General features: G+C 61.5%; 1 pseudogene. It reads left to right on the forward strand.

Features of this window, described 5'->3' with window-relative positions:
• Nucleotides 1-558: pseudogene (locus ETG88_RS22185) on the forward strand (hybrid sensor histidine kinase/response regulator); the annotation flags it as partial.

Consider the following 558-nt stretch of genomic DNA (forward strand, 5'->3'; position numbering starts at 1 on the left):
TTTTTGCCAGCGCCCGTGGCCGCCTGCTGATCTTCAATCTGCTGGTGGTGGCGGTGACATTGATGGTCAGCGGCGTGGCGGTGCTGGGCTTTCGGCATGCCAGCCAGATTCAGGAGCAGGTGCAGCAGCAGACCTTAAACGACATGACCGGCAGCATGAATCTGGCGCGCGACACCGCCAATGTGGCCACGGCGGCGGTGCGTCTTTCGCAGGTGGTGGGGGCGCTGGAGTACAAAAGCGAAGCGGATCGCCTGAAGCAGACGCAGACGGCGCTGCGTCACTCCCTTGAGCAGCTCGCCGATGCGCCGCTGGCGCAGCAGGAACCGGCGCTGGTGGCGCGAATCATTCGCCGCAGTAATGAGTTACAGCAAAGCGTCACCGGGATGCTGGAGCGCGGTCAGCGACGTCATCTGGAGCGCAACGCGCTGCTCAGTTCGCTTTATCAAAGCCAAAGTTTTTTACGCCATTTGCAGGATATCAACCGTCGCTTCGGCGACAACGTGCCGGACGCGCGCCAGCTGGCTGAAATGGACCGCCTGATTATGGCGGCTATCGAAA

The organism is Lelliottia nimipressuralis (assembly GCF_004115925.1).
GTDB lineage: Bacteria > Pseudomonadota > Gammaproteobacteria > Enterobacterales > Enterobacteriaceae > Enterobacter > Enterobacter nimipressuralis.